This is a genomic window from Peribacillus sp. ACCC06369 (assembly GCF_030348945.1).
Taxonomy (GTDB): Bacteria; Bacillota; Bacilli; order Bacillales; family DSM-1321; genus Peribacillus.
Window position 1 is genome coordinate 1,641,096 of record NZ_JAUCEN010000002.1, and the last position, 22,695, is coordinate 1,663,790.

Sequence of the window (22,695 nt, forward strand, 5' to 3'; positions counted from 1 at the left end):
GGCGGCAATATGGCATTTGAAGGATTGGCCGACCGACTGCAGAGCACGATGCAAAAGATCCGTGGAAAAGGGAAGGTCAACGAAGCGGACGTTAAAGAAATGATGCGTGAAGTTCGATTGGCCCTGCTTGAAGCGGATGTTAACTTTAAAGTCGTGAAGGATTTTGTAAAACGTGTCAGTGAACGTTCGGTAGGTCAGGAAGTGCTGAAAAGCTTAACCCCCGGTCAGCAGGTAATTAAAGTAGTAAAGGAAGAATTGACGGATCTGATGGGCGGCGAACAGAGCAAGATTGCTGTTGCCTCGAAACCACCGACCGTCATTATGATGGTAGGGCTTCAAGGTGCAGGTAAAACGACGACCACCGGAAAGCTAGCCAATCTTCTTAGAAAAAAATACAACCGCAAGCCATTGCTCGTTGCGGCTGATATTTACCGTCCGGCGGCGATTAAGCAGCTTGAAACACTTGGCAAACAATTAAGCATGCCTGTTTTCTCCCTTGGGGACCAGGTTAGTCCTGTTGAAATTGCCAAACAGGCGATTGAAAAAGCTAAGGAAGAACATCATGATTATGTGTTGATTGATACCGCAGGCCGCCTTCATGTTGATGAAAACTTGATGGGTGAACTGAAGGATATCAAAGAATTGACAAAACCTGATGAAATCTTCCTGGTTGTCGATGCGATGACCGGTCAAGATGCGGTCAATGTAGCCCAAAGCTTTAATGAACAGCTAGGCCTGACTGGTGTCGTATTAACGAAACTTGATGGGGACACACGTGGTGGTGCGGCACTTTCGATTCGTTCAGTCACCAACACGCCGATTAAATTCGTCGGTATGGGAGAAAAATTGGATGCACTCGAAGCATTCCATCCAGAACGGATGGCTTCGCGGATCCTTGGCATGGGTGATGTATTGACCCTTATCGAAAAAGCACAGGCCAATGTAGATGAAGAAAAAGCGAAAGAATTAGAGAAAAAGATGCGTACAGCCACTTTTACCTTTGATGATTTCCTTGAGCAACTTGGTCAGGTGCGGAATATGGGACCGCTTGATGATATTCTGAAAATGATTCCCGGTGCGAATAAAATGAAAGGGATGGACAACCTTCAGATCGATGAGAAACAAATCGGTCATGTCGAAGCTATCATCCGTTCAATGACAACGCAGGAAAAGGAACATCCAGAAACCATGAATGCATCCCGCAAGAAACGGATTGCCAAAGGAAGCGGCAGATCGATTCAGGAAGTGAACCGTCTACTGAAGCAATTCGAAGAAATGAAAAAGATGATGAAACAGGTTACGAACATGCAAAAAGGTAAGAAAAAGGGATTCAAATTCCCGTTCATGTAAGGTTTTTTTTAGGTCGAAACTGGTGGAAATACGGGTCAAAGCCATGTATTTCAACACTTTTTTTACCTGTTAAGAAAAAAACCTTTACAAACATACAAGACATTTGATATTATACTATCTTGTGTGAAACTATTCGGAGGTGCTTATTTAAAATGGCAGTAAAAATTCGCTTAAAACGTATGGGAGCTAAAAAATCTCCTTTCTATCGTATTGTAGTTGCAGATTCTCGTTCACCACGTGACGGACGTTACATTGAAGTGGTTGGAACTTATAACCCGGTGACTCAACCAGCTAAAGTTGAAATCAACGAAGAGCTTGCTCTTAAATGGTTACAAGATGGAGCTAAACCATCTGATACAGTTCGTAACTTATTCTCAACACAAGGCATCATGGAAAAATTCCATGTTGCAAAAAACAGCAAGTAATCGACGTAGTTGATGAAAGCACTAATTGAAACGATTGTTTCAGCACTTGTGGATTATCCGGAAGAGGTCATCGTGGCTTCCAAGGAAGAGTCCGACCGGATTGTTTATACCCTCTCCGTTCATAAGGAGGACATGGGTAAAGTCATCGGTAAACAAGGGCGTGTTGCTAAGGCGATTCGTACTGTGGTATATGCAGCAGGATCTTCACAGCAGAAGAAAATCTATTTGGAGATTTCCGAATAAGGAGGGCTAATACCCCTCCTTTTTTTGTACTTCAAGAAAGTGAAATCCCGCCTTGGATCCTATTTGATTATGACCTTGAGTTTAAACTTTACGCCTTTTTAAGACGCATCTTTTACCGATTTACGTTATACTTAGGAGAATGCCCCCCCTTTTTCAAAAAGATTACCCAATCATACATATTTTTTGAAGGAAATAAGAAATCATAGATAATAGGAGGTGCTGGAATGAAAATTCTCCAAAATGTAATCGTTAACCAAGTATTAACGGAATCCAGCAAGAATCAGCTCCTCGAGAAGTACAAGTCAAAACGCCTTCAGCTTCAAAAAGAGAGTGAACAGCTTCGCTTTGAACTGAAAAAGCTTGAAAAAACAAGAAATCTCCAGCCTGCCAGTCTCCGTGCTCATTTCGAAAAAGAAATAAACCAGAGGCAAGAAAAAATTAAACTGCTTGAATTCCAAATGGAGCAGTTGGAGATCCTTCCCACCGGAAGCGAATTGAAGGAACGGGAAGTTCAAAGTATCATTGATGTGGAAATTGGGGCAGATTGGGACGAAATCATGGCAACGAAGACCATTGTCATTAAAGATGGAATCGTCTCGGAAATTCGTTAGAGGTGAAAGAATGGAAAATTGGTTTAATGTAGGTAAAATTGTCAACACACATGGTCTTTTAGGAGAAGTCCGTGTTATTTCTTCAACAGACTTTCCTGAAAAACGATACAAAGTGGGAAATACACTGTATTTATTTAGGGACACGGATAAAAAGCCTTTGCCGCTTGTCATCAGGTCGCACCGCACCCATAAAAACTTTAACCTATTGACGTTCGAGAACTATTATAACGTCGGACAGGTCGAGGCTTTTAGAAACGGGGTCCTGAAAGTCAAGGAAGCACAGCTTGGTAAATTGGACGAAGGTGAGTTCTACTTCCATGAAATCATCGGCTGTTCGGTATTTACGGATGAAGGTATGGAAATTGGGGAAATCATTGAGGTTCTTACGCCTGGTGCCAATGATGTTTGGGTCATTAAGAAAGCTGGCAGTAAGGATATTTTGATCCCGTATATTGAACAAATTGTAAAAGAAGTAGATATTTCCGCTAAAAAAGTCATCATTACACCGATGGAAGGACTTTTAGACTGATGAAAATCGATGTGCTTTCGCTTTTTCCAGAAATGTTCGAAGGGGTATTCGGTTCGTCAATTTTAAAAAAAGCTGCAGAAAAGCAAGCTGTCAGCTATAAGGTGACCAATTTCCGAGATTATGCAGATAATAAGCATTCGACGGTAGACGATTATCCGTATGGCGGCGGTGCCGGAATGGTATTGAAGGCACAACCGATTTTTGATGCTGTGGAGGCTCTTAAAGGGCAAGCGGAGCTAACCCCAAGGGTGGTCCTGCTTTGCCCTCAGGGAGAGCGTTACACGCAGAAAAAAGCTGAAGAGTTTGCAAAAGAAGAACATCTCATTTTCATTTGCGGGCATTATGAAGGGTATGATGAGCGCATCCGGGAGCATGTCGTCACGGATGAAATATCGATTGGTGACTTTGTGCTTACAGGCGGGGAATTGGGTGCAATGGTCATTATTGACAGTGTTGTTCGCTTGCTTCCTGGCGTTCTGGGAAATGTTGACTCCCCGATTCTTGATTCCTATTCTTCTGGATTATTAGAGCATCCCCATTATACTAGACCTGCAGATTTCCGGGGAATGAAAGTTCCCGATCCGCTAATATCCGGAAATCATAAAAAAATCGATGAATGGCGGATGAAGGAATCTCTGCGTAGAACCTGGATGCGACGTCCGGATTTGCTCGATAGCTATGAACTATCGGAAGTTGAAAAAAAATTATTGTCCGAGATTAAAAAAGAAGACTGATGTCTATTGCATCGACGTTTATAGTATGATAGGATATACCTTGTGACTTGGGCAAAATGCTCAGTCTTATAACGATGTTCCGCTGCAAACAATAAGTATTTGCAAGAGCGTCCAGGAGGAGTTGAAATCGATGCAAAATCTTATTAACGAAATCACAAAAGAACAACTTCGCTCAGATCTTCCATCATTCAGACCTGGTGACACAGTACGTGTACACGTAAAGGTTATTGAAGGAACTCGCGAACGTATCCAGTTGTTTGAAGGCGTTGTAATCAAACGTCGTGGCGGCGGAGTTAGTGAAACTTTCACAGTACGTAAGATCTCTTACGGCGTTGGAGTAGAACGTGCTTTCCCTGTTCACACACCAAAAATTGCGAAACTAGAAGTTATCCGTCACGGTAAAGTACGTCGTGCGAAACTTTATTACCTACGCGAACTTCGTGGTAAAAAAGCACGTATTAAAGAAATTCGTCGTTAATTCTTCGAATATCTTCATGCGGGTTTACCATGATCCACATAAGGTGAATAACCAAACAGTATCATGCAAAAAGGGAGCTTGTTTATCAGGCTCCCTTTTTTGCACTTTAAGAAACCATCAATGCACAGATAAGGTAAAAACCATATAGAATCTTGCTCGCTATAGCGTCCGCAACATGTTAAAATAATTGTTGATATGCTTTCTAAAAGGGTGGGTAAGGATGGCGAAAAAGAAAAATGAATTGTGGGAATGGACAAAGGCGGTCATAATAGCGGTTATAGCTGCGACACTGATTCGTTATTTCCTCCTGGCTCCTATTGTTGTGGACGGTAATTCCATGATGCCGACATTAAAGGATACGGACCGCATGATCGTTAATAAAATCTCCTATTCGATTGGTGAACCGAAAAGATTCGACATTATCGTTTTCGAAGCTCCAGAAGGCAAGGATTACATAAAGCGGGTCATCGGATTGCCAGGGGAAAAAGTGGAATATAAAGATGATACTCTTTACGTGAATGGAAAAGCTTATTCTGAGCCATACTTGGATGAATATAAAAAACAATTGATTGATGGCGGGGCTTTGACGGAACCTTTTACATTAAGTGATGTCATAGAACAAGGAACGGTGCCTGAAGACCACCTATTCGTCTTAGGGGATAATCGCCGTTTCAGTAAGGACAGCCGCCATATTGGCGTTGGTGTCGTTCCTTACGATAAAGTGTTAGGAAAAACTAAATTAGTTTATTGGCCGATCGAAGACCTTCGATTGGCGGAATAGTAGGAAGGTGGATTCCATTGACAATACAGTGGTTCCCTGGCCATATGGCCAAAGCAAGACGGGAAGTAACAGAGAAATTAAAACTGATCGACATCATCTTTGAACTTGTGGATGCCCGGATTCCGGCATCTTCACGAAATCCGATGATCGATGAAATCATACAGCATAAACCGAGGGTTATCCTTTTGAATAAAGCTGATATGGCCGATCCTGTAAAAACGAATAAGTGGCTTGAATATTATAAATCGCAGGGAAAAACGGCAATAGCCATTAACTCACAGGCAGGAAACGGTTTAAACCAGATTACAACTGCTTCTAAAAAACTTTTAAAAGAGAAGTATGACCGGATGGAATCAAGAGGAATAAAACCGAGAGCGATCCGCGCCATGATAGTAGGTATTCCGAACGTAGGGAAATCAACTTTAATAAATCGACTTGCCAAAAAGAACATTGCCAAAACAGGGAATACACCTGGTGTCACGAAAGCACAGCAATGGATAAAAGTTGGTAAGGAATTGGAATTGCTGGACACGCCGGGGATTCTTTGGCCTAAATTCGAGGATCAGCAAGTAGGCTTGAAGCTTGCTTTGACAGGAGCGATCAAGGATACGATTTTAAACTTGCACGAAGTTTCGTTATACGGTCTTCGCTTTTTGGAAAAAGAATATCCGGATAGATTGAAATCCCGTTATAACTTGGATGCAATTCCTCAGGAAACGCTCGAACTATTCGATGCGGTCGGAAAGTTCAGGGGCTGTTTAGCATCTGGAGGCTTCATTGATTATGACAAAACCGCAGAGTTGGTCGTACGTGAAATCCGTTCAGAAAAGATGGGTCCGCTTACGTTTGAGGTCCCTAAGGATTATGAAGAAGATAATATCCCCGAATAACATTAAGTAGAATTTACAAGACATTGACCTGATTTTTGAAGACAGTCAGTGAAAAGGTTGATACGGAGCTGGAGTTGGATGTCGAAAAGGTTATTTCTTTTTGATGTCTCTTTTCCACTCCGTATTTTTGTTTGAACTGTAGAAGGAAAGCAAGACTGCCGATAATTAATATGATGGGTGATAGATGATGAAAACTGCAATGAGCATTAAGGAAATCTCCTCAAAGTTAAAGACAATAAGTGAGCCTGGAGATTTATTTTTACAGGAATGCCGGGAGGACAGCCGAAAGGGTGTAACCGACTTAGTGAGCAAATGGCAAAGAGCCTATGAAAAAGAACAACAGGTAAAGGATGCTTTCACGGAAATGACGGAGTTTGAGCGGCAATTGCGAAAACAGGGGTTTTCCATTCTTGCTGGTATCGATGAAGTAGGGAGAGGGCCGCTGGCAGGACCAGTTGTGACGAGTGCAGTCATCTTGCCGGAATCTTTTTATTTGCCAGGGCTGAATGATTCTAAAAAGATTCCAGAGTCAAAAAGGGAACTGTTTTATGAAATGATTTTTAAGGAAGCACTATCCATAGGTATAGGTGTTGTACATAGCGAAGTAATTGATGAAATCAATATATACCAAGCTACGAAAAAAGCGATGGTGGCCGCAGTGAACGATCTTTCAGAACTTCCTGATCATTTGTTGGTCGATGCGATGGAACTGGATGTGCCGATTCCGCAGCTTTCACTCATAAAGGGGGACGCAAGAAGCATTACCATCTCTGCGGCCTCCATTATCGCGAAAGTGACTCGTGATAGGATGATGAAGGAATATGGTGAAAAATATCCGGAATATGGTTTCGACAAGCACATGGGTTATGGGACAAGCCAACATTTAGAAGCGCTCGACAAGCACGGGCTTACACCTTGGCATAGAAGAAGTTTTGCACCAGTAAAGGAAATCGCTGCACGAACGAAGGACTAAGGGAGGATGAGTGATGCAATCCATAACAAGCGGTCAAACCGTATCTTCACCCGTTGAAATGCATGGAACTGCAAGTTTGAAAAACGGGCAAATCCTTTTCGGCAAAGTGAATAAGGTTTCTCCTAACCAGACGGCCGAGGTACAGATTGGCCATCAAAAAATGATTGCCACTCTCGATATCCCGCTTCGGACAGGTGAAAGGTATTGGTTTCAAGTACAGCAGACAAATGAGGGGAAGGTCGTGTTAAAAGCGTTAGATCCCCTGAATTTGAACTATTCCAGCTTAAAGGGAACAGCTGCACAATTAACCGCTCATCTCGGCATGACGCACGAACCGGCCGCAGCGAAGCTTGCCGAATATCTCCTGAAAAATCGTCTCCCGATAACCAAGGAAACTTTTCAGTCCGCTTTGCAATGGCTAAAAGCTGCTGATGCTGAAGAAGTTGGTCTGCCAGTCATAAAAACAATGTTCGTTCAGCAATTGCCTTTTGTAAAAGAAGTATTTTATGCATTATTTGCACAGGCTAAAGGCGAACCTTTCCACAAACTGCTCAGTGGCCTTAAACAGCTACTGCAGGGTTGGGGTTCGGAAACGAGGACGGCTTGGAGGTATTGGATTCCTTGCATGTTGCCAGAAAGAACCAGCTACAACAAATCGGTTTGCAAAAGCTAGTTACCGCTTGGCTGGATTCCGATTCAACACCCGTAATGAAATCCGGCGCATTTTCCCTGCTTCAAAAAACGGGTTTTGTTCCAAAGGGAATAACGGAATCTGTTTTTCTGGAGGATTTAATTTATGGAGCTGAGGCGAGGTCCAGTATTCCAGAAAATTCAGCGATTGAAAAATTACACCAAGGATTGCAATTGCTTTCCAAGGTGAAAATCGGAGCATTTGGTAAAGTTGAAGATATAGAATTGAATATAAATCGCATATTGAACGGACTTGATCATGAAGGGGCAAAAATGAGACCTGATATCCAATCGATTCAGAAAATAAACATTTCTGCAGAAAAACTTTCTCTTCTTGCCTTTCGTTTGCTTGAGAGTACTTTTACAGAAGCAACGGCAGAAATAAAGGGAGTAGGCGGAAAAATAGTAGTGGATGACCTTTTAGGCTATTTGAATAAGGATACAGAGCAGGTGGTTAAGTCGAAGGGTATGGTGGCTGAATTGCTTTTTCAGTCGCTTAAACAGCTTCCTGAGGCTCTATCCGTCATGGGTAATGAGAAACTGGCCCTTGCACATGTATTGGATGCTGAGTTTCAAACAATCGATTTCACAAATGGGCCATCAGTTGCACACCAACTTAAAGAATGGACCAAGATCCTTGGTCTTCAGCTGGAACATGCACTCATTAATCGTTCTGGAGATGATATGTCGGAGTTCTCGAAGGATTTAGAGACACTTAAACCACTGCTGCTTAAATTGCTGAATGAGCAAATTCCGGGAGCCATAAAGGAGATGGCAGAACAAATCCTTAATCGGATTACTGCTCAACAGATCCTTTCACAGGAAAATGGGCCGATTCAGAATTTGCTCCTTACACTTCCGCTTAATCTGGGATCTACACAAACGGACCTAACATTACAATGGAGCGGAAGGAAAACAAAAGATGGCAAGATAGACCCGAATTACTGCCGAGTCCTATTTTATTTAGAACTAGAACGCCTTAAAGAGGTGGTCATCGACATGCAGGTTCAAAATCGAATCATAAAAGTGACTGTCATTAATGGGTATGGTGCAGTCCTTGAAGAGGCAGTTGATCAATATCTAGACCTCCTGAGAGAGAATCTGGAAAAAATGGATTACAAATTATCAGGGGTTTCCTTTGTAAACCCCGTGAATGGAAAAGAGAGGGACAAGGGTTTGAAATCCGTTCCTTTTTCAGAAACAGGTCCATATAGTGGAGTGGATATTCGAATATGAAAAATGATAGACGAAAAGAAGCGATTGCTTTAAAGTATGATCAAACGACATCAAAGGCTCCCGTCATATTGGCGAAAGGGAAAGGTAAAACGGCTGAAAATATTCTGGAAAAGGCTATGAAACTGGATATACCGGTCCAAAAGGACGGATCGCTTGCTGCACTTTTAGGTCAATTAGATATAAATCAAACAATTCCCGAAGAATTGTACGGAGCTGTTGCTGAGGTATTTGCATTCATTTATAAAGTTGACAAGGACATGAATCGGTAGGAGACTGATTATTTAATTTCACTAAAGAGATTCATGTTGGTTCATGTAGAATTTTAGGGAAAACAATAACGAATTTTCATTATATTAAAAAAATACTAAACTATCAGCAAAAGGACAAAGCCACAGCTTTGTCCTTTTGCTTTTCCTATGAATCAACACAATGGAAACCCAAATTTTTCATGAAAGGATGTCTGGATTAAAATGGCGATAAAGGCTTTGATAGGAGGTGTTTTTACTAGTCTTATAACTGGAATGGCTTTTGTTGTAATAGAAGTTCAGAAACAAAATAGATGATTTTTCATAAGAAAAAACACAACGGCGAAGAAAGTTTTTCCCACTTTATACAAGGTTGTGGAAGTATATTATAATAATATTTTAAAAATTATGTGAAAGAAAATTATGCACGAAGGAGAATTTTGTTGTAATATAGTAGAGAAATCGCGCATTAAATTTCAAAGTTGTTTTTTAGTAGATAAGGAGGATGGGAAATGAATATCCATGAGTATCAGGGGAAAGAGATATTGCGACAATACGGGGTATCCGTTCCAAATGGCCGGGTTGCCTTTACTGTTGATGAAGCAGTGGAAGCAGCGAAGGAGTTAGGTACGGAAGTTGTTGTCGTCAAAGCTCAAATTCATGCGGGCGGCCGCGGGAAAGCCGGCGGAGTTAAGGTAGCGAAGAACCTTGATGAAGCGCGTACATATGCAGAAGAGATTCTTGGTAAGACGCTGGTGACCCATCAAACAGGACCTGCAGGCAAGGAAGTTAAGCGTTTACTTATTGAAGAAGGCTGCGACATTACGAAGGAATATTATATCGGGCTGGTCCTTGACCGTGCTACGAACAGTGTCGTATTGATGGCTTCTGAAGAAGGCGGAACGGAAATTGAGGAAGTGGCTGAAAAGACACCAGAGAAAATTTTCAAAGAAGTAATCGATCCGGTTGTCGGCCTGACTGGCTTCCAGGCACGTAGGATTGCATTCAATATCAATATTCCGACTTCACTTATAAATAAAGCTTCCAAACTTATGGTTAACTTATATACAGCTTTCGTTGAAAAAGATTGCTCAATCGCTGAAATCAACCCATTAGTGGTAACGGGCGATGGTAATGTAATGGCGCTGGATGCTAAATTGAATTTCGATGATAATGCCATTTACCGCCATAAAGACATCGCGGAGTACCGTGATTTGGATGAAGAGGATGCGAAAGAGATTGAAGCATCAAAACATGGCCTAAGTTACATATCGCTTGACGGAAATATCGGATGCATGGTTAATGGTGCAGGACTTGCTATGGCAACGATGGACATCATTAAACATTATATGGGAGACCCGGCTAACTTCCTTGACGTTGGTGGCGGCGCTACTGAGGAAAAAGTAAAAGAGGCTTTCAAAATCATCCTATCCGATCAAAATGTTAAAGGCATCTTCGTTAACATCTTCGGAGGAATCATGAAATGTGACATCATCGCTGCAGGCGTAGTATCTGCTGCTAAAGAGCTTGGCCTGGATGTCCCTCTTGTTGTTCGTCTTGAAGGAACGAATGTGGACCTTGGTAAAAAGATTCTAAAAGAGTCAGGTTTAAATATTACGGCTGCTGAATCAATGGCAGATGGAGCACAAAAAATAGTATCACTTGTAGGATAATAGGCAGGGGGGAACATTATGAGCGTTTATATTAATAAAGATACGAAAGTGATCGTTCAGGGAATCACTGGTTCAACAGCATTATTTCATACAAAACAAATGTTGGAATACGGCACGAAAATCGTTGGAGGCGTCACTCCGGGTAAAGGCGGAACAGAAGCGGAAGGGGTACCTGTATTCAATACAGTTTCCGAAGCTGTCAATGAAACCGGAGCGAATGCATCGGTTATCTATGTACCGGCTCCATTTGCTGCCGATGCGATTCTAGAAGCCGTTGACGCAGAACTTGATCTTGTTATTTGTATAACTGAACATATTCCTGTCCTGGATATGGTCAAGGTGAAGCGATACATGGAAGGTAAAAAAACTCGCTTGATCGGACCTAACTGCCCGGGTGTCATTAGTCCGGAAGAGTGTAAGATTGGTATCATGCCAGGATATATCCACAAAAAAGGCCATGTAGGTGTAGTTTCACGTTCTGGAACTTTAACGTACGAAGCCGTTCACCAATTATCGCAAGCAGGAATTGGGCAATCATCGGCTGTCGGTATCGGTGGAGATCCCGTTAATGGAACCGACTTCATCGATGTACTGAAAGCGTTCAATGAAGATCCGGAAACACATGCGGTGATCATGATCGGGGAAATCGGCGGAACGGCAGAAGAAGAAGCAGCTATCTGGGTGAAAGAAAATATGACTAAGCCAGTTGTTGGTTTCATTGGTGGCCGTACGGCTCCAGCCGGTAAACGCATGGGACATGCTGGTGCCATTATCTCTGGAGGAAAAGGGACAGCTGACGAGAAAATCCGCGTAATGAACGAATGTGGAATTAAAGTTGCTGAGACTCCATCCGTAATGGGTGAAACTTTGATTTCCGTTCTAAAAGAAAAAGATATTTACGAACCTTGTAAAACCCATTGATTTAAGTTGGGCCGACCTGTTTTTTTGGGTCGGTCTTTATTTCCCTCCAATATCCTCGGTAACACATTTCGTTTACCCAGTCCATCACAATCAACCTACTTTTAAAAATATCCGATTAGGGGCGTTTCCAATTGAATAAAATTGAAAAGTTAATCCATCTCCATCATTGTCGCGGAGCAGGATGGAAAACAATCCAAAAAATCATGTCCAATGACCCATCACTATCTTCCCTCTTTACAACAAACCACATTGAATGGGTGAAAATGCTTCCTATCCCTTCAAATAAGCTCAACCTTTTTCTCAAAGATTTATATTCACTCAATGTCATCGATAAACTTAAACTTTACGAAGATAGTCAAATTCATTGTTTGACCATCTTCGATGATGATTACCCATTTTTGCTGAAGCAAATATTCGATCCTCCGTGGGTTCTTTATTTTAAGGGCGATAAGAAGCTTCTAGCGAGGAGGAATACCTTAGGTGTTGTTGGGACACGTAAGCCAACCTCGTATGGACTGGGGGCCTTAAAAACGATTCTGTTACCCCTTGTAAAGAAAGAATTCGTGATCATAAGTGGGGTGGCGGCAGGAATCGACGCAGAGTCACATAAGATAACTTTGGAGGAAGGCGGAGATACGATTGGGGTTTTAGGAGGAGGGCTTTTGCAAATATATCCTAAATCCAATATTTCCCTTGCTGAGGAAATCAGCGATAGAGGGTTACTTATATCTGAGACTCCACCGGAAATGATAGCGAAACCCTGGATGTTTCCGCTTAGGAATCGAATCATCAGTGGATTATCACAGGGCGTATTCGTAGTCGAGGCAAAAGAAAAAAGCGGTTCCCTCATTACGGCACAAGCTGCTTTGGAACACGGCAGGGAGGTATTTGCGCTTCCTGGTAACGTAACGAGTCCCGAATCACTAGGGACCAATCAATTGATTCAGGATGGTGCAAAACTTGTTTTGAGTTCTAAGCAGATTGAAGAAGAATTTTGAACGATATAATATAGAAGATAGACGGAGAATCAAATGAAAAAAATAGAAAAATAAGGTATTATTTTAGTGAGATGGGTTGAAATATTAGACAAAAAGGTTGAAAATATTGTAAAACTGTTATAAGTTTTGCAAATGCACCTCTTGTCAAATTCCCTATAAATAAATAAATCAGCATGCTTTGAAAAGTAAAGAGGTGTTGACAAATGATTTTTGAATGATTAATAATAGTGAAGATTTATATTACCTCTTTGAGGAGGATTTATTGGATGTCAGAATACTTAGTGATTGTGGAATCGCCCGCAAAGGCGAAAACAATAGAACGTTACTTGGGAAAAAAATATAAAGTAAAGGCTTCCATGGGGCATGTGCGCGATTTGCCTAAAAGTCAAATGGGTGTCGATGTTGAACATGAATATGAACCTAAATATATAACTATCCGCGGCAAAGGCCCGGTTTTAAAAGAATTGAAAACCGCTGCAAAAAAAGCGAAAAAAATCTATCTCGCGGCTGACCCCGACAGAGAAGGGGAAGCCATTGCCTGGCATTTGGCTCACAGTCTCGATGTTGACATTAATTCAGATTGCCGCGTGGTATTCAACGAGATCACGAAAGAGGCAATCAAAGAATCATTTAAATCACCGAGGCCAATAAATATGAAATTGGTTGATGCCCAGCAGGCAAGAAGGGTCTTGGATCGTTTGGTCGGATACAATATCAGCCCGCTTTTATGGAAAAAAGTGAAAAAAGGCTTAAGTGCAGGCCGGGTCCAATCGGTCGCTGTACGGATGATCATAGACCGGGAGAAAGAGATCAAAGATTTTATCCCAGAGGAGTATTGGACAATCAAGGCGGATTTTGTAAAAGGAAAAGAACAGTTTGAAGGTTCCTTTTTCAGCCTGGGTGGCGAGCGGAAGGAATTAAATACAGAAGAGGATGTAAAAAAAGTACTCGCTTCTTTAAATGGTGGCGAATTTACGATAGGGGCTGTGGCTAAAAAGGAAAGAAGACGTAATCCGGCTGCACCTTTTACAACTTCTTCCCTGCAACAAGAAGCGGCTCGTAAATTAAATTTCCGTGCAAAGAAAACCATGATGCTCGCTCAGCAGCTTTATGAGGGAATCGAGCTTGGAAAGGAAGGTACAGTCGGGTTAATCACTTATATGAGAACCGATTCGACCCGGATTTCCGATGTTGCGAAACAGGAAGCCCATACCTTCATTCAAAATAGTTACGGAGAAGAATATGTTCAGGTTGAACAGCGCAAGGAGAAAAAACAGACTAATGCTCAGGACGCCCATGAAGCGGTTAGACCAACAAGCACATTGCGTGAACCGGGTATAGTCAAGGAGTTCTTATCCAGAGATCAATTCCGTCTTTATAAATTGATTTGGGAACGATTCGTTTCTAGTCAAATGTCTTCGGCGGTCATGGATACGATGAGCATCGACCTGCATAACGGGGATGTCATCTTCAGGGCCAATGGTTCAAAAATTAAATTTCCGGGCTTCATGAAGGTATATGTTGAAGGGTCCGATGACTCAGTGGAAGAAAAGGAAAATGCTTTACCGGATGTGAAAAAAGGAGATCAATTCTTTTCAAAAGATGTCGAGCCGAAGCAGCATTTCACTCAGCCTCCGCCCCGATATACTGAAGCCCGTCTTGTCAAAACGCTAGAGGAACTGGGAATAGGCCGTCCTTCTACATATGCTCCTACCTTGGATACGATTCAAAAACGGGGCTATGTTACCTTGGATAATAAACGGTTCATCCCTACTGAGCTTGGTGAGATCGTTCTTGAATTAATACGTGAGTTCTTCCCGGATATTCTTGATGCAGAGTTCACTGCCAAGATGGAACAGGAGTTTGATAGCGTCGAAGAGGGCAGTATCGAATGGATAAAGGTCATCGATGAATTTTATAAAGAATTTGCCGTTCATTTGGCTAAAGCCGAAGTCGAAATGGAGAAAATAGAAATTAAAGATGAGCCTGCTGGTGAAGATTGCTTGGAATGCGGACATGAGATGGTCTATAAGATGGGGCGTTATGGAAAGTTCATGGCATGCAGTAATTTCCCGGATTGCCGTAACACAAAACCAATCGTTAAAGAAATCGGTGTCAAATGCCCGAAATGTAAAGAAGGAAACATCATTGAAAGGAAAAGTAAAAAACGCCGCATATTTTACGGGTGTGATACCTACCCTGGATGTGACTTCATTTCTTGGGATAAGCCGCTTCCACGGAGTTGTCCAAAATGTGAAGGTACACTTGTTGAGAAAAAACTCAAAAAAGGCGTCCAGGTTCAGTGCATGGATTGTGATTTCAAAGAAACGCCTCAAGCATAGAAAAGACCGTGAATTCGTTTACTTTCCTTATTTACAAGTGAGAAATCCTAATATGAATGAACTCGGCATCTGCCGAGTTTCTTTATGTTCGGGGAAGTGTGATATCATGATAATGAGTGGAATTACTTCTAAGAAGAAAATGGATAAAGCTTGAAACTTTTTTATTTGGGCCATGTGATGTAAAATTCAGTGGACAAGTATATTCTTTTAAAGATATAATTCCTATTTGCGTCCGTTATCCTTTTTAGAAAAGATGGATTGCAGGAAGAATGCCGGATTGCGGCATATGCTAAAATAATAACAGGAATGGGTATTTTGGGTATAAATACATAGATATCGTTAAAAATGAAACTTTTATGAAAGCAATTTTAATGATAAATGATCCTGTCTTATCATATCTATACATGGAGGTTCGAAAAATGAAAGAAACAAAAGTAAGTGTAATCGGTGCTGGGCTTGCTGGAAGTGAAGCGGCGTGGCAGTTAGCTAAAAGAGGAATTAAAGTCGATCTATACGAAATGCGCCCGGTAAAACAAACGCCAGCCCATCATACCGATAAATTCGCTGAACTTGTTTGTTCCAATTCACTTCGGGCAAATACGTTAACAAATGCAGTTGGTGTATTAAAAGAAGAAATGCGTATACTTGATTCGGTCATCATGTCCGCAGCAGATGCTTGCGCTGTGCCGGCTGGGGGTGCTTTAGCTGTTGATCGCCATGAATTTGCCGGACTAGTGACGGAAAAGGTCAAAAATCACCCAAATGTAACGGTCATTAATGAGGAAGTGACGGAAATTCCGGATGGTCCTACGGTCATTGCAACCGGTCCGCTTACAAGCCAGTCACTTTCGGACAGCTTAAAGCAAATCATGGATGAAGAATACTTGTATTTCTACGATGCTGCCGCTCCAATTCTTGAAAAAGACAGCATCAACATGGATAAAGTATATTTGAAATCCCGCTATGATAAAGGGGAAGCCGCTTATTTGAACTGTCCGATGACGGAAGAGGAGTTTGACCGCTTTTATGAAGCATTGATTGCCGCTGAAACAGTCCCACTTAAAGAATTTGAAAAAGAAATCTTTTTTGAAGGTTGCATGCCGATTGAAGTGATGGCCTCACGTGGGAAGAAAACGATGTTATTTGGTCCATTGAAACCTGTTGGATTGGAAGATCCGAAAACAGGAAAACGCCCTTTTGCTGTAGTTCAATTGCGCCAAGATGATGCGGCAGGAACTCTCTACAACATTGTTGGTTTTCAGACACATTTGAAATGGGGGCCCCAAAAAGATGTATTGCAGCTCATACCTGGATTGGAAAATGCGGAAATTGTACGTTATGGAGTTATGCATCGCAACACTTTCATAAACTCACCTAATGTTCTGAAGCCTACGTACCAATTCAAAAATCGGGATGATTTATTCTTTGCAGGTCAGATGACTGGCGTCGAAGGGTATGTAGAATCGGCAGCATCGGGACTAGTTGCAGGTATCAATGCTGCAAGGATCGTCCAGGGATTGGAGCCTACCATTTTCCCTGCTGAGACGACAATGGGCAGCATGGCAAGGTACATAACGTCGACAAATGGAAAGAGTTTTCAGCCGATGAATGCCAACTTTGGATTGCTTCCAGACCTTGAAGTGAGAATCAAATCCAAAAAAGAGCGTAACGAAACACATGCTAAACGCGCTTTGGACACAATTCAGAACTTTGTGAAAAATTTGTAAAATATTTGCCTGCTGTTTTAAAGTATGATACTATTTATTAGCCTTTGCGAGGTGTTTCCATGATTAATCAAAAAAAGGCATTATCATCCTTCATCGAATATTTACAAATTGAAAAAAACAGTTCACATTACACCATTGAAAATTACAAACGTGATATTCAAGAATTTTTCCTGTTCCTTAACGAACAGGGCATTGCCGATATCACGTCTGTTGAATATTTTGATGTCCGGTTGTTTTTAACGAATTTATATGAGAAAAAACTTTCTAAGCGCACTGTAGCCAGAAAGACTTCTTGCTTACGGAGCTTTTATAAATTTTTACTACGTGAAGGTGATGTGAAGGATAATCCTTTTTCTCTTGTTTCTTTACCTAAAAAGGATCAAAGACTGCCACGTTTTCTTTATGAGAAGGAAATGAAACTGTTGTTTTCTTCTTTAAAGAAAGATTCACCGATAGGAATAAGGAACAATGCATTATTGGAATTACTTTATGCGACAGGCATTCGCGTTAGTGAATGCTGTGAGATTAAACTGCAGGATATCGATCTTTCCTTAGGTACAGTACTGGTCCATGGAAAAGGAAAAAAAGATCGCTACGTTCCGGTTGGTAGATATGCTCAAGAAGCGATAGATTTATACATACGTACAGCCCGGATGGAAATGACTTCGTCTGACGCCAAGGCGCATGTTTATTTATTTGTTAATTTTCGTGGAGACCCTCTTACACCTAGGGGAGTTCGCTATATATTGAATGAATTGATTAAAAAGTCAGCCGCAGATGGAAGTCTTCATCCCCATATGCTAAGGCATTCCTTTGCTACACACCTATTGAATAATGGGGCGGACATTCGGACAGTACAGGAATTGCTTGGTCATTCTAAAATTTCATCAACGCAAGTGTATACGCATGTTACAAAAGACCAATTAAAAAAAGTCTACAATGCATCACATCCGCGGCCTTAAATGTTGAAAGGGGACACTTTATGACAACGATATTTGCAGTGCATCATAAAGGTGAATGTGCCATGTCCGGTGATGGGCAGGTTACTTTAGGAAATTCAGTAGTGATGAAGCATACAGCAAGGAAAGTAAGAAAAATCTTTAATGGTAATGTACTTGCAGGTTTTGCAGGTTCTGTTGCAGATGCATTCACTTTATTTGAGATGTTCGAAGCTAAACTTGAAGAGTATAATGGCAATCTTCAGCGTGCTGCCGTCGAAATGGCAAAACAATGGAGAAGTGACAATGTATTGAGAAAGCTCGAAGCCATGCTGGTCGTGATGGATAAGAACCATTTGCTGCTCGTTTCTGGTACCGGGGAAGTAATTGAACCGGATGACGGAATTCTCGCCATAGGATCGGGAGGGAATTATGCACTGGCTGCCGGCAGGGCATTAATGCGGTTTTCCAGTGACCATTTATCGGCAAAGGAAATCGCAGAATCATCTTTACAAATTGCAGCGGAAATTTGTGTATTTACCAATACGAATATAATCGTGGAAGAGTTGTAAGGAGGAGCGCAAATGTCAAAAAAAGCTAATTTAACACCGAGGCAAATCGTTGAAAAACTGGATCAGTATATCGTAGGGCAGCGTGAAGCAAAACGGGCAGTGGCAGTGGCTCTTCGGAATCGCTACCGACGTTCCCTTCTCTCGGATCAACTTCGTGATGAAGTCGTTCCGAAGAACATATTAATGATTGGACCGACTGGCGTTGGGAAAACAGAAATAGCTCGGAGAATGGCTAAATTGGTAGGTGCTCCTTTTGTAAAAGTCGAAGCAACGAAATTTACGGAAGTCGGATATGTCGGCCGGGATGTAGAGTCCATGGTTCGTGATTTGGTGGAGACTTCCGTCCGCCTCGTGAAGGAAGAAAAGATGGCCAGCGTAAAGGAACGGGCTGAAGAAAATGCAAATAGACGTTTAATAGAGCTATTAGTGCCATCAACCAAAAAACAGAGTAATTTCAAGAATCCTCTTGAAGTCTTTTTTGGAGGCAATAACAATCAAGATGAACAGGATTCGGAAGAAAATTCCGAAGATTTAAGTTTGCAGGAAAAAAGAAAAATCGTCGCTGAAAAACTGACAAATGGTGAGTTAGAAAGTGAAATGATAACAGTCGAAGTGGAAGAACAGGCTGCTTCGATGTTTGATATGCTCCAAGGTTCGGGAATGGAACAAATGGGGATGAACATGCAGGACGCTTTAGGAAGCTTGATGCCAAAGAAAAGCAAGAAGCGCAAATTGAAGGTAAGTGAAGCGAGAATCGTTTTAACAAATGAAGAAGCGGCAAAATTGATTGATATGGATGAAGTAACGTCCGATGCAGTATACGGTGCTGAGCAAAATGGAATTATCTTCATTGATGAAATCGACAAAATTGCCAGTAAGAAGTCTGGAAGTTCATCCGCGGATGTATCAAGAGAAGGTGTCCAAAGGGATATCCTGCCAATTGTTGAAGGTTCGACAGTCGTGACTAAATATGGTTCAGTTAAAACGGATCATGTCTTATTCATTGCAGCAGGAGCCTTTCATATGGCTAAACCATCCGACCTTATCCCTGAATTACAAGGTAGATTTCCAATCCGTGTAGAATTGAACAAACTGACTGTAGACGACTTTGTACGGATTCTTCATGAACCGGATAATGCCTTGTTAAAACAATATGTTGCTTTATTAGAAACTGAAGGTATAGAAATTGAATTTTCTGACGATGCTGTTCGTAAGATAGCTGAAGTGGCCTTCGAGGTGAATCAAAACACAGACAATATAGGTGCAAGAAGACTTCATACCATTTTAGAACGGCTGCTGGAAGACTTATCGTTTGAAGCACCGGAAATTACGATGGAGAAGATTACAATTACGCCCCAATATGTCGAAGGTAAGCTTGGTTCTATCGCCCGGAACAAAGATTTAAGCCAGTTTATCCTTTAATTTAGAAAAAATTGGCAATAATTTGCCTATGCAATGAACATAAAATTACGGAAATACAACTTCATAGTTATTGTGAACCATGGTATTTTTAGGAGGAACAAATCAAATGAACTTATTAGCAAAAACAAGAAAAATCAATGCAATGCTCCAAAAAGCAGCAGGTAAAGCAGTTAACTTCAAAGAAATGGCCGAAAGTTTAAGTGAAGTTATCGAAGCAAATGTTTTCGTCGTCAGCCGCCGCGGGAAATTGCTAGGCATAGCGGTAAGTCAGCAAATCGAAAATGAACGCATGTACAAAATGTTGGAAGATAAACAATTCCCTGAAGTGTACACAAAAAACCTATTCAATATTCCCGAAACATCTTCCAATCTTGATATCGAAAGTGAATACACTGCTTTCCCAGTGGAAAACAAAGAGCTTTTCGCAACTGGTTTAACAACGATCGTACCGATTATGGGTGGGGGAGAGCGTTTAGGAACTCTGGTTCTTGCTCGATTACAAGAAAAATTTCACGATGACGATTTAATTTTGGCTGAGTATGGTGCGACTGTAGTAGGTATGGAAATCCTTCGTGAAAAATCAGAAGAGATAGAAGAAGAAGCTCGTAGTAAAGCTGTCGTTCAAATGGCAATTTCCTCGTTATCGTACAGCGAATTGGAAGCTATTGAGCACATTTTTGAAGAGCTTAAAGGTAATGAAGGCCTGCTTGTAGCATCAAAAATCGCAGACCGTGTAGGCATCACTCGTTCCGTAATCGTAAATGCGCTTAGGAAACTAGAGAGTGCAGGAGTCATTGAATCACGCTCCCTTGGGATGAAAGGTACTTATATCAAAGTATTGAATGATAAATTCCTTCTTGAATTAGAAAAGCTTAAAAATAATTAACATACAGAAAGGCAGCCCTTGAAAAAGGGCTGCCTTTTTTTGTGAACTTTTTCCATGTGAAGCTGGCTAGGACAAGACAAACAAGCAAAAAGAGGTAATTCGAATTAAAGATCTTAAATGGAAATGCGAATAAAGCGTGTTTTCTACGAGGAGCATTAAATATAGTTAAATTTTTCTTTAAAAGGGTAATTATATTATTATAACTATTGAAATGATGAAAACTAAAAGTTGCTGGGGGTAATTATTTTTATGTAATCAATGACTTTTAGGTAAAGAGTTTCAGTCCTTCTTTATTGTAAAAGGGAAATTTGTCGAATGGGTAATAACTTTGAAAAGATTCGTTTTTTTAAAAAAACAAAATAGTGCATTTGCCATATGTTTTTTAATAAACCCTTTATTTAAAAGGATGAAATTAATTAAATGGAAATAATTACTTGAAAGTAAATGTGAAAATTAGTTCTAAAGTATCAGGTATATAGATCGGTTTTTCGATATGATAAATAAGCTAATAGAAGTAAAATTTGGTTAAAATGTAGAATATCATAATAAAATGTAATATAACGTAATATTAATCATAGAATAATACTAAAAATTACGCCAAATTTGAGCAAATTGTGACAAATTTCGACGATAATAGGTCTAAAGTCTTTGTATTGTTTATGGACATACTTATTATGTTTCTTTAAAATTAAACCATAAATGCATTGGGTTAATTTATTGGTAAAGTAATTATCTGTTAAATAAAGAAAGAGGTGATCGATATGGAATTATTTTCGAATACTTTTCAATCACTAGAAAATGCTCTTAATTATTCTAATACAAAACAAAAAGTCATTTCACAGAACATAGCCAATTCGGATACGCCTAACTATAAAGCTAAAGAGGTCGACAAAACACAATCCTTTAAAGCAGAGCTGGAAGCTTCCCTGGAGTCATATCGAACCGATGAACGACATTTCACCTTCAATTCAGAGGGCAGTCATGTTTCTCCCATCGTGACGCAGAAAAACGTCCAATATAACAATAACGGAAATAGTGTGGACGTTGATAAGGAAATGACGGATCTTGCTGCCAATCAGATTTATTATAATGCAGTCACAGACAGGCTTTCAGGTAAGTTTCAATCATTGGAGAATGTAATTAGAGGAGGTAAGTGATGGGAATCTTCCAAAGTATAAATATGACTGGGTCTAGTCTGACCAGTCAAAGGTTAAGGATGGATGTAATATCTGCGAATATGGCTAATGCCGATACGACCAGGGGAGAATATGACGCGGAATCGAAAACATGGAAACCATACACAAGAAAAGCGGTTGTGATGCAAAGTAAGGAAGAAGGTTTTTCAAGTTTTTTAAACGCAGCATCCGGAAAAACAAGCGAGGTCGGGAATGGAGTAAAGGTGACTGGAATTGTTAAAGACAAAACACCTTTTGAACTGGATTACAATCCCGAACACCCAGATGCCAATGAAGACGGTTATGTTGAAATGCCAAATGTCGACCCGCTTAGGGAAATGGTCGATTTAATGAATGTAACACGTTCATACGAAGCAAATGTGACAGTTTTAAATGCATCAAAGGGAATGATGATGAAAGCGTTGGAAATCGGAAAATAAAATTTGAATGGAGAGTGTTGATATGGAGGGGATTTCTCTTTCGCCAATGGACCATCCAGGTAATGTGCTGAAAAAAAATCAGAACAATACTAATACACCATACGAAGCACACCGGAATTTTGCGTCGGTATTAAAAGAATCAATGGATAAAGTCAACGAAACACAAGCAACATCTGATGACCTTACAACCAAACTGGTTAATGGAGATGATGTTGAGCTTCATTCGGTGATGATAGCTTCACAAAAAGCCAGCGTTACCATGCAGGCTACATTAGAGGTTCGGAATAAGGTTGTTGAAGCCTACCAAGAAATGATGAGAATGAGTATATAGCATTCATTTTTAAGACCTCATTAATATTGAGAAAAATGACCAGGGGGAAAATGAATCCCCCACTCATAAATTCATAGACTGACCG

At 40.8% G+C, this 22,695-nt stretch carries 25 protein-coding genes; all 25 read left to right on the top strand.

Going from position 1 to position 22,695, the window contains the following annotated elements; genetic code table 11:
- The first annotated feature begins 9 nt into the window (after positions 1–9).
- The 25 genes from ffh (at position 10) to fliE (ending at position 22,610) form a co-directional block, all read left to right on the top strand.
- Entirely contained in the window at positions 10–1,350 is a 1,341-nt protein-coding gene (gene ffh, locus QUF78_RS08885; RefSeq protein WP_289317182.1) for a signal recognition particle protein, read from the top strand.
- Positions 1,351–1,502: 152 nt separating this feature from the next.
- Positions 1,503–1,775: a 30S ribosomal protein S16 gene (gene rpsP, locus QUF78_RS08890; protein WP_034313715.1), complete on the top strand. Its 273-nt coding sequence runs from the start codon at positions 1,503–1,505 to the stop codon at positions 1,773–1,775.
- 12 nt (positions 1,776–1,787) lie between these two features.
- Positions 1,788–2,018 carry a KH domain-containing protein gene (locus QUF78_RS08895; RefSeq protein WP_289317181.1) on the top strand — a complete coding sequence of 77 codons (231 nt, stop codon included), beginning with the start codon at positions 1,788–1,790 and terminating at the stop codon, positions 2,016–2,018.
- A gap of 224 nt (positions 2,019–2,242) precedes the next feature.
- A complete protein-coding gene (locus tag QUF78_RS08900) occupies positions 2,243–2,629 on the top strand; it encodes a YlqD family protein (RefSeq protein WP_230158129.1) in 387 nt (128 codons plus the stop codon).
- Between the two features lie 10 nt (positions 2,630–2,639).
- On the top strand, positions 2,640–3,158 hold the full coding sequence (gene rimM, locus QUF78_RS08905; RefSeq protein WP_289324368.1) for a ribosome maturation factor RimM: 519 nt from the start codon (positions 2,640–2,642) through the stop codon (positions 3,156–3,158).
- The gene (trmD, locus tag QUF78_RS08910; protein WP_289324369.1) at positions 3,158–3,892 is read left to right on the top strand and encodes a tRNA (guanosine(37)-N1)-methyltransferase TrmD; all 735 of its coding nucleotides are present in this window, start codon (positions 3,158–3,160) and stop codon (positions 3,890–3,892) included. The genes rimM and trmD overlap by 1 nt, the downstream gene beginning before the upstream one ends.
- 130 nt (positions 3,893–4,022) lie before the next feature.
- Positions 4,023–4,370 carry a 50S ribosomal protein L19 gene (gene rplS / locus QUF78_RS08915; RefSeq protein WP_034313702.1) on the top strand — a complete coding sequence of 116 codons (348 nt, stop codon included), beginning with the start codon at positions 4,023–4,025 and terminating at the stop codon, positions 4,368–4,370.
- A gap of 220 nt (positions 4,371–4,590) precedes the next feature.
- Positions 4,591–5,151, top strand: coding sequence for a signal peptidase I (gene lepB, locus QUF78_RS08920; RefSeq protein ID WP_289317178.1), 561 nt, complete (start codon positions 4,591–4,593; stop codon positions 5,149–5,151).
- A gap of 17 nt (positions 5,152–5,168) precedes the next feature.
- Positions 5,169–6,041 (top strand): ribosome biogenesis GTPase YlqF, encoded by an 873-nt coding sequence (ylqF, locus tag QUF78_RS08925; protein ID WP_289317177.1) that lies wholly within the window; start codon positions 5,169–5,171, stop codon positions 6,039–6,041.
- Between the two features lie 187 nt (positions 6,042–6,228).
- On the top strand, positions 6,229–7,014 hold the full coding sequence (locus QUF78_RS08930) for a ribonuclease HII (protein ID WP_289324370.1): 786 nt from the start codon (positions 6,229–6,231) through the stop codon (positions 7,012–7,014).
- A gap of 13 nt (positions 7,015–7,027) precedes the next feature.
- Positions 7,028–7,687, top strand: a complete 660-nt coding sequence (locus tag QUF78_RS08935) for a hypothetical protein (RefSeq protein WP_289324371.1) — start codon at positions 7,028–7,030, stop codon at positions 7,685–7,687.
- Entirely contained in the window at positions 7,636–8,940 is a 1,305-nt protein-coding gene (locus tag QUF78_RS08940) for a hypothetical protein (RefSeq protein ID WP_289324372.1), read from the top strand. Before QUF78_RS08935 ends, QUF78_RS08940 begins: the two co-directional genes overlap by 52 nt.
- Positions 8,937–9,209, top strand: a complete 273-nt coding sequence (locus QUF78_RS08945) for an EscU/YscU/HrcU family type III secretion system export apparatus switch protein (protein ID WP_289324373.1) — start codon at positions 8,937–8,939, stop codon at positions 9,207–9,209. Before QUF78_RS08940 ends, QUF78_RS08945 begins: the two co-directional genes overlap by 4 nt.
- 488 nt (positions 9,210–9,697) lie before the next feature.
- Entirely contained in the window at positions 9,698–10,858 is a 1,161-nt protein-coding gene (gene sucC, locus QUF78_RS08950; RefSeq protein ID WP_289324374.1) for an ADP-forming succinate--CoA ligase subunit beta, read from the top strand.
- Positions 10,859–10,876: 18 nt separating this feature from the next.
- Positions 10,877–11,779 carry a succinate--CoA ligase subunit alpha gene (gene sucD, locus QUF78_RS08955; protein ID WP_289324375.1) on the top strand — a complete coding sequence of 301 codons (903 nt, stop codon included), beginning with the start codon at positions 10,877–10,879 and terminating at the stop codon, positions 11,777–11,779.
- Positions 11,780–11,910: 131 nt separating this feature from the next.
- Positions 11,911–12,777, top strand: coding sequence for a DNA-processing protein DprA (dprA, locus tag QUF78_RS08960; RefSeq protein ID WP_289324376.1), 867 nt, complete (start codon positions 11,911–11,913; stop codon positions 12,775–12,777).
- Between the two features lie 266 nt (positions 12,778–13,043).
- Entirely contained in the window at positions 13,044–15,119 is a 2,076-nt protein-coding gene (gene topA / locus QUF78_RS08965; protein WP_289324377.1) for a type I DNA topoisomerase, read from the top strand.
- A gap of 419 nt (positions 15,120–15,538) precedes the next feature.
- Positions 15,539–16,846, top strand: coding sequence for an FADH(2)-oxidizing methylenetetrahydrofolate--tRNA-(uracil(54)-C(5))-methyltransferase TrmFO (gene trmFO / locus QUF78_RS08970; RefSeq protein WP_289324378.1), 1,308 nt, complete (start codon positions 15,539–15,541; stop codon positions 16,844–16,846).
- Between the two features lie 59 nt (positions 16,847–16,905).
- Positions 16,906–17,808 carry a tyrosine recombinase XerC gene (gene xerC / locus QUF78_RS08975; RefSeq protein ID WP_289324379.1) on the top strand — a complete coding sequence of 301 codons (903 nt, stop codon included), beginning with the start codon at positions 16,906–16,908 and terminating at the stop codon, positions 17,806–17,808.
- Positions 17,809–17,828: 20 nt separating this feature from the next.
- Positions 17,829–18,356 carry an HslVU peptidase proteolytic subunit gene (gene hslV, locus QUF78_RS08980; protein ID WP_289324380.1) on the top strand — a complete coding sequence of 176 codons (528 nt, stop codon included), beginning with the start codon at positions 17,829–17,831 and terminating at the stop codon, positions 18,354–18,356.
- Positions 18,357–18,368: 12 nt separating this feature from the next.
- The gene (gene hslU, locus QUF78_RS08985; RefSeq protein WP_289324381.1) at positions 18,369–19,778 is read left to right on the top strand and encodes an ATP-dependent protease ATPase subunit HslU; all 1,410 of its coding nucleotides are present in this window, start codon (positions 18,369–18,371) and stop codon (positions 19,776–19,778) included.
- A 106-nt stretch (positions 19,779–19,884) separates the two neighbouring features.
- On the top strand, positions 19,885–20,664 hold the full coding sequence (gene codY, locus QUF78_RS08990) for a GTP-sensing pleiotropic transcriptional regulator CodY (RefSeq protein ID WP_053345318.1): 780 nt from the start codon (positions 19,885–19,887) through the stop codon (positions 20,662–20,664).
- Between the two features lie 761 nt (positions 20,665–21,425).
- On the top strand, positions 21,426–21,821 hold the full coding sequence (gene flgB, locus QUF78_RS08995; RefSeq protein ID WP_289324382.1) for a flagellar basal body rod protein FlgB: 396 nt from the start codon (positions 21,426–21,428) through the stop codon (positions 21,819–21,821).
- Positions 21,821–22,279, top strand: a complete 459-nt coding sequence (flgC, locus tag QUF78_RS09000) for a flagellar basal body rod protein FlgC (RefSeq protein ID WP_289324383.1) — start codon at positions 21,821–21,823, stop codon at positions 22,277–22,279. Before flgB ends, flgC begins: the two co-directional genes overlap by 1 nt.
- A gap of 22 nt (positions 22,280–22,301) precedes the next feature.
- Positions 22,302–22,610 carry a flagellar hook-basal body complex protein FliE gene (gene fliE / locus QUF78_RS09005; RefSeq protein ID WP_483313838.1) on the top strand — a complete coding sequence of 103 codons (309 nt, stop codon included), beginning with the start codon at positions 22,302–22,304 and terminating at the stop codon, positions 22,608–22,610.
- Positions 22,611–22,695 lie beyond the last annotated feature (85 nt).

Bases quoted from the DNA above. Each gene is read 5' to 3' on its own strand.
- ffh (WP_289317182.1), top strand. From the start codon at position 10: ATGGCATTTGAAGGATTGGCCGACCGACTGCAGAGCACGATGCAAAAG.
- rpsP (WP_034313715.1), top strand. From the start codon at position 1,503: ATGGCAGTAAAAATTCGCTTAAAACGTATGGGAGCTAAAAAATCTCCT.
- QUF78_RS08895 (WP_289317181.1), top strand. From the start codon at position 1,788: ATGAAAGCACTAATTGAAACGATTGTTTCAGCACTTGTGGATTATCCG.
- QUF78_RS08900 (WP_230158129.1), top strand. From the start codon at position 2,243: ATGAAAATTCTCCAAAATGTAATCGTTAACCAAGTATTAACGGAATCC.
- rimM (WP_289324368.1), top strand. From the start codon at position 2,640: ATGGAAAATTGGTTTAATGTAGGTAAAATTGTCAACACACATGGTCTT.
- trmD (WP_289324369.1), top strand. From the start codon at position 3,158: ATGAAAATCGATGTGCTTTCGCTTTTTCCAGAAATGTTCGAAGGGGTA.
- rplS (WP_034313702.1), top strand. From the start codon at position 4,023: ATGCAAAATCTTATTAACGAAATCACAAAAGAACAACTTCGCTCAGAT.
- lepB (WP_289317178.1), top strand. From the start codon at position 4,591: ATGGCGAAAAAGAAAAATGAATTGTGGGAATGGACAAAGGCGGTCATA.
- QUF78_RS08930 (WP_289324370.1), top strand. From the start codon at position 6,229: ATGAAAACTGCAATGAGCATTAAGGAAATCTCCTCAAAGTTAAAGACA.
- QUF78_RS08935 (WP_289324371.1), top strand. From the start codon at position 7,028: ATGCAATCCATAACAAGCGGTCAAACCGTATCTTCACCCGTTGAAATG.
- QUF78_RS08945 (WP_289324373.1), top strand. From the start codon at position 8,937: ATGAAAAATGATAGACGAAAAGAAGCGATTGCTTTAAAGTATGATCAA.
- sucC (WP_289324374.1), top strand. From the start codon at position 9,698: ATGAATATCCATGAGTATCAGGGGAAAGAGATATTGCGACAATACGGG.
- sucD (WP_289324375.1), top strand. From the start codon at position 10,877: ATGAGCGTTTATATTAATAAAGATACGAAAGTGATCGTTCAGGGAATC.
- topA (WP_289324377.1), top strand. From the start codon at position 13,044: ATGTCAGAATACTTAGTGATTGTGGAATCGCCCGCAAAGGCGAAAACA.
- trmFO (WP_289324378.1), top strand. From the start codon at position 15,539: ATGAAAGAAACAAAAGTAAGTGTAATCGGTGCTGGGCTTGCTGGAAGT.
- xerC (WP_289324379.1), top strand. From the start codon at position 16,906: ATGATTAATCAAAAAAAGGCATTATCATCCTTCATCGAATATTTACAA.
- hslV (WP_289324380.1), top strand. From the start codon at position 17,829: ATGACAACGATATTTGCAGTGCATCATAAAGGTGAATGTGCCATGTCC.
- hslU (WP_289324381.1), top strand. From the start codon at position 18,369: ATGTCAAAAAAAGCTAATTTAACACCGAGGCAAATCGTTGAAAAACTG.
- codY (WP_053345318.1), top strand. From the start codon at position 19,885: ATGAACTTATTAGCAAAAACAAGAAAAATCAATGCAATGCTCCAAAAA.
- flgB (WP_289324382.1), top strand. From the start codon at position 21,426: ATGGAATTATTTTCGAATACTTTTCAATCACTAGAAAATGCTCTTAAT.
- flgC (WP_289324383.1), top strand. From the start codon at position 21,821: ATGGGAATCTTCCAAAGTATAAATATGACTGGGTCTAGTCTGACCAGT.
- fliE (WP_483313838.1), top strand. From the start codon at position 22,302: ATGGAGGGGATTTCTCTTTCGCCAATGGACCATCCAGGTAATGTGCTG.